The organism is Zoogloea sp. (genome assembly GCF_030157465.1).
In the GTDB taxonomy this organism is placed as follows: Bacteria; Pseudomonadota; Gammaproteobacteria; order Burkholderiales; family Rhodocyclaceae; genus Zoogloea.
The window spans coordinates 3,154-16,388 of sequence record NZ_JAOAUU010000082.1 but is presented as its reverse complement, the minus strand read 5'-3'; the positions used below and the strand labels follow the sequence as shown (position 1 = coordinate 16,388).

Genomic DNA, 13,235 nt, shown 5'->3' with positions numbered 1-13,235 from the left:
GATGGCGATCAGCGTGATCTTCGGCGCCTCGTCGATGCCGAGCCACAGCAGCAGCGGCACCCAGGCGAGGGACGGGATGGCCCGCAGCGCCTGAAAGGTCGGGTCGAGGTAGGCCTCGGCCTGCCGCGACAGGCCGACGGCGGCCCCCACCAGCAAAGCCAGGCTCGCCCCGATGGCAAAGCCCGCCAGCACCCGCAGGCTGCTGATACCGATGTGGCCAAGCAGCGCGCCGTCAGTAGCCAGGTCGTGCAGCGTACGAACCAGCTCCGAGGGCGGCGGCAACAGATGGGCGCCGACCCAGCCGGCCTGCACCACTGCCTCCCAGAGCGCCAGCAGCGCCAGGGGCAGAACCCAGCCCCGCGCGGGGCCGGCGGCAATAGAAAGCGTGCTCACGGGCTTCGCCTCACTTCACGACGGACTTGGCAAAGGCCGGCTCGACCAGCGCGTCGATCACCGCGCCTACGTTGGTGCCCTTCCTGACGAGATCTTCCTCGACCAGAATCGGCGCCGCGGCCTTGAGTGCGCTTACGTGTTCGGCGCCCGGCACTGGGTTGCTGAAGTCGTTGCGCTTGAGCTGCAGCCTGGCCACTTCCAGCGGCAGCTTGGCCTCCTCGGACACCAGCCTGGCCGTTTCCGCCGGGTTGGCGATGATCCACTTGCGGGCCTTTTCATAGGCGGCGATGACGCGCCGGACCTGTTCCGGGTGCCGTTTGGCGAAATCCTCGGTGGTGTTCAGAAAACCGTAGGTGTTGAACGCGACATTGCGATGCAGGATGCGCGAGCCGGCCTGGATTTCACTGCCGGCCATCAGCGGATCGAGGCCCGCCCAGGCGTCCACCCGGCCCTGCTCCAGCGCGGCGCGGCCATCGGCGTGCTGGAGCGCGAGAATCTCCACGTCGGACTTCGACAGCCCCTCCTGGTGCAGGCTGCGCAGCAGGAACAGGAAGGGGTCGGTGCCCTTCGTCGCGGCGATCTTCTTGCCCTTCAGATCCTTCAGCGACTTGATCGGCGAATCCTTGGCCACCAGCAGCGCCGTCCATTCGGGGCGCGAAAACACATACACGCTCTTGATCGGGTTGCCGTTGGCCTTCGACAGCACCGCCGCCAGCCCGGCCGTGGAGCCGAAATCCACGCTGCCGCTGTTGAGAAACTCCAGCGCCCGGTTGCTGCCCTGGCTCAGCACCCACTTGATCGGCACGCCATCGGCCTTGAATTCCTCCTCCAGCCAGCCGAAGCGCTTGAGCACCAGGCTGGGCGGCGAGTAGTAGGCGTAATCGAGGCGGATTTCCTTCGGATTGTCGGCGGCGTGGGCGATGCCCACCGCGGCAAGAAGACCGCCCAGCGTGGCGACGGCGCGTTTGAAGAGGCCTGGCATGATGATTCCCTTTCTCTCTGAATTCGTGGGGGACGGCGTCCCGTATTGCGGTGTTGATCGAATGCGGCACAAAGCCGGCAAGCCTGACCGTCAGGCGGCGGCGTCGGCCAGTTCGCGCTGCGGCGCGGCGGCGGAGCGGGCTTCGAGTTCGCGCACCAGCGGCAGCACGTTTTCGCCGAAGTAGGCGACTTCTTCCTGGAAGTGCAGGAAGCCGGAAAGCACCAGATCCACGCCCACCGCCTTCAGCGCAACGATGCGTTCGGCGATCTGCCGCGGCGTGCCGATGAGGTTGGTCTTGAAGCCGTCGTTGTACTGCACGAGATCCTGGAAGGTGGATTTGGCCCAGTTGCCCTCGCCTTCCGGGCTGGCCTTGCCGGCCTGCTTGACCGCGTCGCCGAAGGCATTGACCGCTTCGGGATCGGCCTTGTCGATGATTTCCTGCAGCACCGCGCGGGCTTCTTCCTCGGTATCGCGGGCGATGATGAAGGCATTGACGCCGACCTTCACCGCATGACCGTTGGCGGCCGCCTTGGCACGGATGTCATCCACCTGGGCCTTGATGCCTTCGACGGTGTTGCCGTTGGTGAAATACCAGTCGGACACGCGGGCGGCCATGTCGCGGGCCGCGCGGGAGCTGCCGCCCTGGAAGATTTCCGGATGCGGCTGCTGCAGCGGCTTGGGTTTGAGGGTGTAGTCGTGGAAGCGGTAGAAATCGCCCTGGTAGGTGAAATTGTCCTGGGTCCAGATGCCTTTGAGCACCTCGATGAACTCCTGCGAGCGGCGATAGCGTTCGTCGTGGTCGAGCCAGGGCTCGCCGATGGCGTGAAACTCTCCGCGAAACCAGCCGGACACCACATTGACCGCCACGCGGCCGCCGGTGAGCTGGTCGATGGTGGCGATCTGCTTGGCCAGCACCGCCGGATGCCAGGGGCCCGGCAGCACGGCGGCGATCACCCGCAGCTTCTCGGTGGCGGCCAGCAGCGCATGGCTGATCGCCACCGATTCATGCTGGTATTCGGCGCCGTAACCGGCCGTGAAGCGGATCTGCGACAGGGCGTATTCGAAGCCGGCCTTCTCGGCGATCTGGGCGAGCTTACGGTTGTAGTCGATGTCCCAGCTGGTGCGCTGCTCAATCTTGCTGACGACCAGGCCGCCGCTGACGTTGGGCACCCAGTAGGCGAATTTGATGTTCTGCTGACTCATGGGGGTCACTCCTCGGATGAAATGTTCGGTTGATCAGGCGGCAACCAGCTCGGGGCGGACAGCCACGGCGCGGGGCAGCAGGAAGGGCGCGGCCCGCTCGGCGGCCAGGTCGATGCGGGCCTGCAGGGCCGGGCTGCTCACCCGGTAGTTCTGGAAGTCGGCCTCGGCGCCATACACGCCGATCGGCAGGGTGTGCGACTGGAAGAAGCTGAACAGCGGACGCAGCTGGTGGTCGATGACCAGCGCGTGGCGGTCGCTGCCACCGGTGGCAGCGAGGAGCACCGGCACGTCGTTGAGGGCGTTGTGGTCGACGAAGTCGAACAGGTGCTTGAACAAACCGGTGAAGGAGGCGCGATAAACCGGGCTGGCCACGATCAGGAAATCGGCCGACTCAATGGCGGCGATGTCGTCGCGCACTTCGGCAGGCAGCTGGTTGGGGTAGAGCACGCCGGCCAGCTTGGGGCCGACTTCGCCGAGTTCGATCAGGCGCGTTTCGATCGAGGCACGTTCGCCCAGCGCGTCGATCAGGGCCTCGACCAGGGTCAAGGTGCGGGAGGGACGTTGCAGACCGCCGGATACGGCGACGACTTTCACTTTCTTGCTCATGGATTCACCTCTGCTGTTTGCAATGTGCCGGACCCGGCACCCTGCATAGCACTACGCAGCAAGCGTGCCAATTAAAAATTCATTCAAAAACAATAGCTTGAAAAAATTTCAGAATCTGAGGTGTTGCTCTGCAAGCAGGCCTGCGCGGGATGTGCTGCCCATTCAGCAACAAGAGGCTGTCGCGGCATCGGCATGTGCTTCCTGAGCAGCAGTCGACCGGAGTGCGCTCCGCCCGGACGCACAATGAAAACGGCCGCCCGTTTGAATACGGGCGGCCGTTTTAGGGGAAAGACAGCGCGGCTGCTGCTCAGGCAGCAAAGCCATGCAGAAGCTCAGGAATAGAAGGATGGTGCCGGGTGGTGGCCGTTGAGGGCCCAGTTGCCGAGTTCGCGCAGCTTGTAATCCGCCGGATCGTGCAGGGTGTGCACGCGCAGGTTGCGCCAGTAGCGGTCGAGGCGCAGCGCGGCGGTGGTGGAGCGGGCGCCGGTGACTTCGAACATGCGGCTGGTCAGATCCAGGCCGGCGCGGGTGGCGGCCATCTTGGCGGTGGCCACGGCAACGGCCACATCGCCGCGAGCGGCTTCGGTGAGGCTGGCGCCCTCGTTCCAAGCGGCGTCGAACAGGCCCACGGCATGGTCGGCGAGCTTGCGTGCGCCTTCCAGCGCCACCCAGAACTCGCCGTAATGGCGCAGCACGTACAGATCCTCGGTCACCTCGGCGGCCGGCGAGGCCGGCCACAGCCGGGCCTGCGTATGCGTGTAGTTGCGCGCCTCGGCAAACGCACCCTCCGCAATGCCCAGGTAGACATTGACGAACACCAGCTGCGCCAGCAGCGGGCGCAGGCAGGCCCGCGGCGAGGACAAGGGGCCGGGATCGGCCAGAATCTCGTCCTCGGCCACCGCGACCCGCTCGAAAACCGCACTGCCGCTGTCGGTCTGGCGCTGGCCCATGTTGTCCCAGTCTTCGAACAAGCGGATGCCGGCACGTTTGGTTGGCACTGCGGCGATGATCAGCTTGCCTTCGGCGCTCTCTTCGAGCGCCGACACCAGCAGCATGTCCGAATCGAGGGCACCGGAACAAAAGCTCTTGTTACCCGAGAACTCGCGCCCGCCATTGACCCGCCGGGCCAGCGTGCGTTTGTCGAGGGGATTGAGGGCGTTGCCCCAGAACCAGTTGTGCCTGGCCGTTTCGCTCAGCCAGGGCTCCCACTGGGCCGGCTGGCCGAACAGGCGCACGCTGGCCAGTTGCAGGTGATGAAAGGCAAAGACATGCCCCACCGAGCTATCAACCCTTGTGAGCTGGCGCACGACGGCCAGGGTTTCCGCCCAGCTGGCACCCAGCCCGCCGTATTCCTTCGGAATTGAGAGGCTCAAGAGGCCGCTGGCACGCAGCAGGTCGCGTTCTGCTTTCGGCGTGCCGCCGGCCAGGTCGCGGGCGGCCGCGGTGTGGGCAAAGCGCTCGGCCAGCGCCGCCGCAATGGCTGTTGGGGTTGCCGCAGCGGCGGACGGCTGTTCGGCGGTTTCGTTGATGGTCAGGCTCATGGCGTATTCCTTGGGTTTCAAACCGGCACGGCCGGCTTCGACGGCACGATGTCGTTGGCGATGACTTCGCCCACCGGGCCTTCCAGCCTGGCGGCAAAGCCGTCGGCAGAGCGGGCCAGGGGCAGATGCGGAAACAGCAGTTCGGCAACGCGATAGGACTCTTCCAGGTGCGGATAGCCGGAGAAAATGAAGTAATCGTTGCCCAGCGCCGCGTATTCCTTGATGCGCGCAGCCACCGTTTGCGGATCGCCCACCAGGGCCGTGCCGCAACCGCTGCGCACCAGGCCGACGCCGGCCCACAGGTTGGGCGCCACTTCAAGCTGGTCACGCCGCCCGCCGTGCAGCGCGGCCATGCGGCGCTGGCGTTCGGAGTCATAACGGGCAAAGGATTGCTGGGCCGCCGCGATGGTTTCGTCGTCGAGATGGGAAATCAGCTCGTCGGCCGCTCGCCAGGCTTCGGCGTCGGTTTCGCGCACGATGACATGCAGGCGGATGCCGAACTTGAGGGTGCGCCCATGCACCGCGGCCCTGGCGCGCATGTCGTCGATCTTCTCGGCGACGGCTTCGAGGGGCTCGCCCCAGGTCAGATAGACATCCACCTGTTCGGCCGCCAGTTCGTGGGCCTCGGGCGACGATCCGCCGAAGAACAGCGGCGGATAGGGTTTTTGCACCGGCGGGTAGAGGGCCCTGGCCTCGTCCACCTGCAGGTGCTTGCCGTCGAAATTGACCGACTCGCCCTGCAATACGCTGCGCCAGATCTGCAGGAATTCGTCGGCCGCCTCGTAGCGTTCGGCGTGGCTCAGGTAGATGCCATCGCCGCGCTGCTCGTCCGGATCGCCGCCGGTGACCACGTTGATCAGCAGGCGGCCGTTGGAAATGCGGTCCAGGGTCGCGGTCATGCGTGCGCTCACCGTCGGCGAAATGATGCCGGGGCGAATGGCGACGAGAAACTTGAGCCTTTCGGTCAGCGGCACCAGCGACGAGGCCACGACCCAGGAATCTTCGCAGGAGCGGCCGGTGGGAATCAGCACGCCTTCGAAGCCGAGTTCGTCGGCCGCCTGGGCGATCTGCTTGAGGTAGTTGTGCGTCACGGCGCGACCGCCATGGCTGGTGCCCAGGTAACGGCTGTCGCCGTGGGTGGGCAGGAACCAGAAAATGTGCATCGCGATACTCCAGTAGCGTGGGGCGGATTGCCGAATCAAGCCTTCCTTTAGCAGCCTCCGTGCCAGCTTCTCCGCGCCACAAGGCCGGAGTGGCGCCAGCCCTCACAGCCCGCCTGCGTGGCCGGCCACGGGTCGCGAGACGGGCATTGCCGCTACAGCAGCACCCGCTGGCCGGGGCTGACTTTCTGCTGATTGAGCAGCACACAGGCCAACAGCACTGCTGCTCAGCCAGCAGATCCCGCCGGGCAGGTGCCGCGTCCGGCGCCTTGTTACAGCGTCGGCAAGCTGGCACGAAGTCTGCTGGGCAAGGCCGATCCTGTCTGCGCCCCCACGCGCGGACTCTCCCCGGAGCCCTCCCTTGATCACCATCGATTCCCCCATCCCCGCCACCACCGGCACCGCACTATCCACACCGCTGGAAATCGCCACCCAACTGGCTGCCCGCTTCGCGGCCACCGCGGCCGAACGCGACCTTCGCGGCGGCACGCCGAAGGCAGAACGGGATGCCCTGCGTCGCAGCGGCCTGCTCGGGCTGATGATTCCCGCGGCCTACGGCGGGCTGGGCGCCAACTGGCGCGAAACGCTGGACATCGTGCGGGTGTTTGCCGCGGCCGACAGTTCCATCGCCCACGTCTTTGCCTTCCAGCACCTGATGCTCGCCACCGTCCGGCTGTTTTCCCGCCCGGCCCAGTGGGAGCCCTGGTTCGAAAAGACCGCCCGCGGGCAATGGTTCTGGGGCAACGCCCTCAACCCGCTGGACGAGCGCACGGTGTGCACATCCCACGGCAGCTGGCATGAATTCACCGGCATGAAGAGCTTCTGCTCGGGTGCCCCGGATTCGGAGATGCTCATCGTCTCGGCCGTTCAGCCGGGCCGCCCGGGCATCCTTGTGGCGGCCGTGCCCAGCGCGCGCAAGGGCATCCGGGTGATATCGGACTGGGACAACATCGGCCAGCGCCAGACCGACAGCGGCAGCGTGGCCTTCGAGAAGCTGCGCGTGGAACAGCACGAAATCCTTGACGATCCCGGCCCCCTCTCGACCCCCTTGTCCTGCCTGCGCCCGCTGATTGCCCAGTTGAGCCTGACCCACGTTTACTTGGGCATCGCCGAGGGCGCCTTTGCCGAGGCGCGTCATTACACCCAGCGCGAAGCCCGCCCCTGGCACCGGTCCGGCGTTGCGCGCAGCGACCAGGATCCCTACATCCTCGAACGCTACGGTGAATTCTGGATTGGCCTGGAGGGCGTGCGTGCCCTGGCCGCCCGCGCCGCCGACAAGCTCGATGCGGCCTGGGCCAAGGGCGACACCCTGACGGCCGCGGAGCGCGGTGACGTGGCTATCGCCATCGCCGCGGCCCGGGTTGCCGCCACCCGGGTCGGGCTCGACATCTGCACGCGCATGTTCGAAGTTGCCGGCGCACGCGCCACCCACGCCGGCCTGGCCCTCGACCGTTACTGGCGCAACCTGCGTACCCAGAGCCTTCACGACCCGGTCGATTACAAGGTACGCGAACTGGGCGAATGGGCCCTCACGGGCAGCGCGCCCGTGCCGACCTTCTATTCCTGAGCCACACGATGCCGCCCTCCCCCGACTCCATGCAAAACACCCCGCCCGACCCGGCGCCCTCAAACCCCGGAATCCAGGCCACCGCCGAGCTCTTCCAGGACCCGCGCTCCGTCGCCGTGCTGGAGCACATCCGCCAGATCGCGCCCAGCGAGGCGAGCGTGCTCGTCCTGGGCGAAACGGGAACCGGCAAGGAAGTCGCGGCACGCCGGCTCCACGCGGAAAGCCGCCGCATCAAGGGCGCTTTCGTGGCGGTCAATTGCGGCGCGTTTTCACCGACGCTGGTGGAAGCCGAACTCTTCGGCCATGAAAAGGGCGCCTTCACCGGCGCCTTTTCGGCCAAGGCGGGCTGGTTCGAGGCGGCCAACGGCGGCACCCTGTTTCTCGACGAAATCGGGGAGCTTCCTCCGGGCTTGCAGGTCAAGCTGCTGCGGGTGCTGCAGGAGCGGGAAGTGACCCGGCTCGGCGCCCGCCAGCCGATCCCCATCGACGTGAGGGTGATTGCCGCCACCAACGTGCGCCTCGAAGACGCGGTGGCGGCCGGGAAGTTTCGCGAAGACCTGTACTACCGCCTGTGTGTCGCCATGCTCGAACTGCCGGCGCTGCGCGAGCGCCGCGGCGACATCCTGCCCCTCACCCGCCACTTTTTGGATGAATACCGCCGCCGTCTCAGCTACGGCGAAATCGCCATGGAAGCCGCGGTCGAACACACGCTGCTGCGCCATAGCTGGCCCGGCAACGTCCGCGAACTCGAAAACGTCATCCACCACGCGCTGCTGGTGTGCCGCGACAAGATCATCCGGGTGGAAGACCTGCGCCTGCCCGAGCCCTCGGCCCCGCGGGCCGTCCCGTCGGCAGCAAGCACCGGCGCGGAGGGTCTGCACGCCGCGCTGCAACCCCTGTTCGAAGGGAGCCAGGCCCATCTCTTCGAATACATCGAAAACACCGTGATGCGGGCCGCCTTCGATTTTTGCGACGGCAATCAGGTGCAGGCCGCCCGCCTGCTGGGCATCAGCCGCAACGTGATACGGGCCAGGCTGATCCGGATGGGCGCGATCTCGGCACTGAAATAGCGGCGCGTCAGCCCGAAACTGCTGCAATCGGTTGTTGGCGGTAGCGAAACGCATCGGGCCCGCACATCGCGGGCCCGAATCATTAGCTGCGAAAGGCTGTCGGAATTACTTCCGGACGTTTTTCCAGGCCGCATCGGCCACGCGAACCGGCTTGGGCACGAGCTTGAGTTCGGCAAAGGCGTCGGCAACCTTCTGCTGCTGGGCCAGCACTTCATCGGTCACCGGCTTCACCCCGTAAGTCAGACGCTGGGCGGCCAGTTCGGCAATCGGAAGCTCGATGCCGATCAGCGGCGCGATGAACTTGGCCACTTCCTTGGGGTTCTGCTTGCCCCACTGATCGACCTTCGCAATTTCATCGAGCAGGATATGGATGATTTCCGGATGCTTTTCGGCAAAGCTGCGGGCGGCCAGGTAGAACTGGTGGTTGGCCACAGCGCCCCGCCCGTCGGCCAGAACACGCGCGCCCAACTGCTTTTCCGCGGCGGCCAGGAACGGATCCCAGATCGACCAGGCATCGACGCGGCCGCTCTCGAAGGCGGCGCGGGCGTCGGCCGGGGCCAGATAAACCACCGACACGTCGCTGAACTTGAGGCCGGCCTTTTCGATCAGCTTGATCAGCAGGTAATTGGCATTCGAGCCCTTGGCGACGGCGATCTTCCGGCCTTTCAGTTCGGCCACGCTCTTGATCTGCGAATCCTTGGGCACGACCAGCGCTTCGGCCGTCGGCGCCGGCGGCTCGTTACCCACATAGACAAGATCAGCCCCGGCAGCCTGGGCGAAGATAGGCGGTGCCTCGCCAACGGTGCCGACATCCAGGCTGCCGACGTTGATCGCCTCGAGCAGCGGCGGCCCGAACGGGAATTCGGTCCATTTGACGTTAACCCCCTTTTCAGCCAGCCGCTTATCGAGCGTGCCGCGGGCCTTGAGGATGACCAGCGTGCCGTATTTCTGGTAGCCGATGCGCAATTCCTTGGGGGCTTCCGGGGCGGCCGTCTGGGCCAGGGCCGGCGTTGCCACGATGCCGGCAGCGAGGCTTGCCAGGCCGGCCACGGCCGCGCCCTTCAGGATGTGCCGGACGCCCTGGCGCAGGCGGGCGGTGATGGAATGAATCTTGGACATGGGTATTTTCCTGATTGAAATCGATGGGACGGATTCAGAAGGCTTTGTCTTCGCCAAAGGTGACCCGGTGCAGCAGACGGTGCTGGTCGCCGTAATCGGTTACCGCGTAATGAACGGTGGCGCGGTTGTCCCACACGGCAACGGTGTTCTCTTCCCAGCGCAGGCGGGCCTGGAATTCCGGTCGCTGAAAACGGGCAAAAAGAAAGGCCAGCAGCGCGTCGCTTTCCTGGCGGGGCAGGCCCTTGATGCGGTCGGTGAAGTTGGGGCTCACATAGACGATCTTCTTGCCCGTCACCGGATGGGTGCGGATCACCGGGTGCACCACCGGCGGATGATCGGCGCGGGCCTGGCGATATACGGCTTCGCCATCCGGCAGACGCTCGAAATACGGAGGCCAGCCGCTGTGCTCGAAACTGTGGATGGCTTCGAGTTCCTCGAGATAAACCCGCAGCGCGGGCGGCAGCGATTCATACACCGCCGTGCCGCTGGCCCAGGCCGTGTCGCCACCGCTGGGCGGTGCAATACGGGAATACAGCACGGTGCCAGTGGGCGGATTGGCCACGAAGGTGATATCGGTGTGCCACTGGTCGGTGCCAAAACGATTGCCGCCCGGCTTGGCTTCCAGCACTTCGATGACATTGTGGATCTCGTGGCGCGGGAAAAATGCCTTGGCCTTGTCCGGATCGCCAAACACCTTGGCAAAGGCAATGTGCTGCTCCGGCGTCAGATTCTGATTGCGGAAGAACAGCACCTGGAATTCGACCAGCGCCCTGCGCAATTCGGCGCGAACGGATTCGGCGTCGATTTCGGCGAGGTCGATATCGTGCACCACCGCGCCGATATTGGGGGTGTAGGGCTCGATGACGAGATGCTGGTAGCCGGGAATGGCGTTTTCAAGCTTGGACATGCTGAAACTCCTGTCGCTAATTGGAAGTCGGGTCGAATTGAATCCGGATGGACAAACTATAATTAGCGACAAACCCGGGATGAACCATTTTTCCCTGCTTAGCTTATTTTCCGAATTTGAATAAGCTTTGAAGAAAGAATAACGCGGCAGGCAGATCACCCTGCGCGAAAAAACAGCCCCAAATAAAAAAGCCCCGCCAATCGCTTGACGGGGCTTTTAAAAATCGCCGACGGTTGAATACCCGGTAAAGATCGTCTCACGATCGCCGAAGCCCTGGCGTTTTACTCCACGGTCGCCAGCATCACTTCCGTGGATTTGAACGCTGCCAATACCTCGGCCCCCACCTCCAGCGAATGCTCCCGCAGCGAGCGGGTCGAGATGGCGGCGCTGACCTTGCCGGCCGGCGTGTCGACGCGGATCTCCGACAGCACCGGGCCAAGAAGAATCTCGCTGACCCGGCCGCGTAGCTGATTGCGCTGATTGAGTGCCTCAACGGTCATCAGGCGCTTGAGCACGCGGCTTTCCAGGGCCGCGAAAGGCGCCTCGCCGTGCTCCCGCGGACGCGGCAGCGCGACGGTCTCGTCGAGGGTGATGCGCCCTTCCTCGACCAGCAGAATGCGATCGGCCAGGGCGACGGCTTCGGACACGTCGTGGGTCACGAGCACGGCGGTAAAGCCATGCTGGCGCCAGATGCGCTCGATCAGCCGCTGCATTTCGATACGTGTCAGCGCGTCCAGCGCACCCAACGGTTCATCGAGCAGCAGTAGGCGCGGGCGGTGGATCAACGCCCGCGCCAGGGCCACCCGCTGGCGCTGACCACCGGAAAGACGGCTCGGCCATTCATTGGCGCGGTCGGCCAGACCGACCTGGGCCAGCGCCTCTTCGGCCCGGCTGCGCACGTCCTGGCTGCGCCCGGCAAGACCGAGAGCGACGTTCTGGATGACAGTTCGCCAGGGCAAGAGACGCGAATCCTGGAACATCATGCGCACGCTGTCGTCCAGCGCCTCGCGGTCCTTGCCATTGAAATGGATCGAGCCCGCCGACAGCGTGTCGAGCCCGGCCAGCTGACGCAGCAGCGTGCTCTTGCCGCAACCACTGCGGCCGACGATGGCCACGAACTGGCCCGCCTCGATATCGAGGTCGAGCCCGTGGAGCACCTGACGCTCGCCAAACCGTTTGACGAGGCCGCGGATCTCCACATCCAGGCCGCTCGCCTGTGAGTGGGCCGCATCCACACGCGCAAGTTCGATCTGATCGATATGCATTTTTTCCCTCTTCAGGTTGCCGCGTAAGCGGTATTCCACTTCAGCCAGCGACGCTCCAGCAGGCGGGCCGCGGAGTCGGCCAGCTTGCCGAGCAAGGCGTAGAGCAGGATGCCGACGAGCACGACATCGGTTTGCAGGAACTCCCGTGCGTTCATCGTCATGTAGCCGATACCGGCCTGGGCCGAGATGGTCTCGGCGACGATCAGGATGACCCACATGAACCCGAGGGCATACCGCACCCCGACGAGAATCGACGCGAGCGCACCGGGCAGAATGATTTCCCGGTACAGCGCCCAACCCGACAGTCCGTAGCTGCGGCCCATTTCGATCAAGGCCGGATCGACCAAACGAATACCGTGGAAAGTATTGATATAAAGAGCAAAGAAAACGCCGAAGGAAATTAAAAAGAGCTTGGCGGTTTCATCAATGCCGAACCACAGGATGACCAACGGAATAAGCGCCAGCGGCGGAATGTTGCGGATCATCTGCAACGTGGTGTCGAGGGCAATTTCGGCTGAGCGAAAAGTGCCGGTCAACAATCCCAGAACGAGCCCCAGCCCGCCGCCGATCGCAAATCCGATAAACGCACGGGCGGCGCTGACCTGCACGTGGGTCCACAATTCACCACTCAGGGCCAGGCTCCAGGCAGCCCTGAGGACGGCCAGGGGTTCAGGCAGGATGCGGCTCGACAACCAGCCGAAACGGGCCGACAGCTCCCAGAGCAACAGAATGAAAATAGGCAGCAGCCACGGCAGCAGTCCAGCCAGGCCTTTCTTGAATACGCGGCTCACGGAGGACATGATTCTTTTTCCTGCCGGATGCAATTACAGTTTGGCGATCGACACTTCGGTCGACTTAACAAGCGCCACGACTTCCGTTCCGACCTTCAATTGCAGATCCTTGACCGAGCGGGTCGTGATCACCGACGTGACAATTCCGTGGGGCGTTTCCACGTCGACTTCGGAAACCACCGGGCCTTCGATGATCTCCTTGATGCGTCCTCGAAATTGATTGCGGGTATTGATCGATTGAATGGACACGATGCGCTCCACGGGAAAATGAGAGCTGGATTCTGATCCGCGGGGCTCAGCGCACAAACCAATAAATAGAGATTTGCTTATCACGCGATACTTTCATCGGGAGCGGAGACCTGTCGAGAGGCGACAATGGCTTTACAAGATCGCGCCCCGCCCCGCGAGACGCCATGAGGTCGGCAATGCGACAACGCCGATCGCCCCTGGGTGCCGATCTCCACGAGGTGGATGGATCATTTTTAGGCACCGACAGCCGGGCGTAACAATTGCAGAGCACCCGGGCCCGGCTCATTCACGAGCCTGCCTCCGTGCTGTGTGGACGTAAAAAAGCCACTTCGAAAAGTGGCTTTTTTACGGAATGAGTGGTCGGGGAAAGAGGATTCGAACC

12 protein-coding genes, 1 tRNA gene and 1 pseudogene (1 of these 14 running past the window's edge) are annotated in these 13,235 nt (G+C 64.5%); 2 read left to right on the top strand and 12 right to left on the bottom strand.

Translation table 11 applies throughout. The annotated features are described in order from the left end of the window. The 6 genes and pseudogenes from Q1W26_RS11015 to ssuD all read right to left on the bottom strand — a co-directional run. Positions 1 to 393, bottom strand: a pseudogene (locus tag Q1W26_RS11015) (ABC transporter permease); the annotation flags it as partial. A 10-nt stretch (positions 394 to 403) separates the two neighbouring features. Continuing rightward, positions 404 to 1,375, bottom strand: a complete 972-nt coding sequence (locus Q1W26_RS11010; RefSeq protein ID WP_300439787.1) for an aliphatic sulfonate ABC transporter substrate-binding protein — start codon at positions 1,373 to 1,375, stop codon at positions 404 to 406. A gap of 90 nt (positions 1,376 to 1,465) precedes the next feature. Then, complete coding sequence (gene sfnG, locus Q1W26_RS11005) at positions 1,466 to 2,578, bottom strand: dimethylsulfone monooxygenase SfnG (RefSeq protein ID WP_300439784.1); 1,113 nt, start codon at positions 2,576 to 2,578, stop codon at positions 1,466 to 1,468. A 33-nt stretch (positions 2,579 to 2,611) separates the two neighbouring features. After that, on the bottom strand, positions 2,612 to 3,184 hold the full coding sequence (msuE, locus tag Q1W26_RS11000) for an FMN reductase (RefSeq protein ID WP_300439782.1): 573 nt from the start codon (positions 3,182 to 3,184) through the stop codon (positions 2,612 to 2,614). Between the two features lie 332 nt (positions 3,185 to 3,516). After that, a complete protein-coding gene (locus Q1W26_RS10995; RefSeq protein WP_300439779.1) occupies positions 3,517 to 4,725 on the bottom strand; it encodes an acyl-CoA dehydrogenase family protein in 1,209 nt (402 codons plus the stop codon). Positions 4,726 to 4,742: 17 nt separating this feature from the next. After that, positions 4,743 to 5,888, bottom strand: a complete 1,146-nt coding sequence (gene ssuD, locus Q1W26_RS10990) for an FMNH2-dependent alkanesulfonate monooxygenase (RefSeq protein ID WP_366143666.1) — start codon at positions 5,886 to 5,888, stop codon at positions 4,743 to 4,745. A 358-nt stretch (positions 5,889 to 6,246) separates the two neighbouring features. Between ssuD and Q1W26_RS10985 the strand changes: the two genes are divergently transcribed. After that, positions 6,247 to 7,452, top strand: coding sequence for an acyl-CoA dehydrogenase family protein (locus Q1W26_RS10985; RefSeq protein ID WP_300439776.1), 1,206 nt, complete (start codon positions 6,247 to 6,249; stop codon positions 7,450 to 7,452). 8 nt (positions 7,453 to 7,460) lie between these two features. Beyond that, positions 7,461 to 8,522 carry a sigma-54 dependent transcriptional regulator gene (locus tag Q1W26_RS10980; RefSeq protein WP_300439773.1) on the top strand — a complete coding sequence of 354 codons (1,062 nt, stop codon included), beginning with the start codon at positions 7,461 to 7,463 and terminating at the stop codon, positions 8,520 to 8,522. A gap of 105 nt (positions 8,523 to 8,627) precedes the next feature. On the opposite strand, the gene Q1W26_RS10975 is transcribed toward Q1W26_RS10980, so the two are convergent. The 6 genes from Q1W26_RS10975 to Q1W26_RS10950 form a co-directional block, all read right to left on the bottom strand. Continuing rightward, positions 8,628 to 9,641, bottom strand: coding sequence for a sulfonate ABC transporter substrate-binding protein (locus tag Q1W26_RS10975; protein ID WP_300439770.1), 1,014 nt, complete (start codon positions 9,639 to 9,641; stop codon positions 8,628 to 8,630). A gap of 34 nt (positions 9,642 to 9,675) precedes the next feature. Then, positions 9,676 to 10,548, bottom strand: a complete 873-nt coding sequence (locus Q1W26_RS10970) for a TauD/TfdA family dioxygenase (protein WP_300439767.1) — start codon at positions 10,546 to 10,548, stop codon at positions 9,676 to 9,678. A gap of 281 nt (positions 10,549 to 10,829) precedes the next feature. After that, positions 10,830 to 11,813 carry an ATP-binding cassette domain-containing protein gene (locus tag Q1W26_RS10965; RefSeq protein WP_300439764.1) on the bottom strand — a complete coding sequence of 328 codons (984 nt, stop codon included), beginning with the start codon at positions 11,811 to 11,813 and terminating at the stop codon, positions 10,830 to 10,832. A gap of 11 nt (positions 11,814 to 11,824) precedes the next feature. Continuing rightward, positions 11,825 to 12,613 (bottom strand): aliphatic sulfonate ABC transporter permease SsuC, encoded by a 789-nt coding sequence (gene ssuC, locus Q1W26_RS10960; RefSeq protein ID WP_300439761.1) that lies wholly within the window; start codon positions 12,611 to 12,613, stop codon positions 11,825 to 11,827. A 24-nt stretch (positions 12,614 to 12,637) separates the two neighbouring features. Beyond that, entirely contained in the window at positions 12,638 to 12,853 is a 216-nt protein-coding gene (locus Q1W26_RS10955; RefSeq protein ID WP_300439758.1) for a molybdopterin-binding protein, read from the bottom strand. 357 nt (positions 12,854 to 13,210) lie between these two features. Then, a tRNA-Pro gene (locus Q1W26_RS10950) sits at positions 13,211 to 13,235 on the bottom strand; it runs 152 nt beyond the window's last position.